Source organism: Salifodinibacter halophilus, from assembly GCA_012999515.1.
Classification (GTDB): Bacteria; Pseudomonadota; Gammaproteobacteria; order Nevskiales; family Salinisphaeraceae; genus Salifodinibacter; species Salifodinibacter halophilus.
In genome coordinates this window covers 1-230 of the sequence record JABEEB010000859.1, presented here as the reverse complement: position 1 = coordinate 230, position 230 = coordinate 1, and the positions used below count along the sequence as shown (strand labels likewise).

At 61.3% G+C, this 230-nt stretch carries 1 protein-coding gene; it reads left to right on the top strand.

The genetic code is table 11. From position 1 onward, the window contains the following. The coding region (locus HKX41_13990) for an ISH3 family transposase (GenBank protein ID NNC25244.1) at positions 1-230 on the top strand (230 nt) is incomplete at both ends.

Sequence of the window (230 nt, the reverse complement as noted above, 5' to 3'; positions counted from 1 at the left end):
GGCGGTTGGGAACACGCTGCTTCAACGGGACGTCCTTGAGACGCTGCCAGATCGACCGGTGGAGGTCGTCGCCGACCTCCACCTCGATCCCTACTACGGTGATGAGGACGAAACAGAGTCGCTGTATTTCTCGCAGGCGAAACGAGGGACCACGACGTTTCACGCCTACGCGACACTCTACGCACGCGTGCAGAACAAACGGTACACGCTGGCGGTCCGCCAGCTGGAAG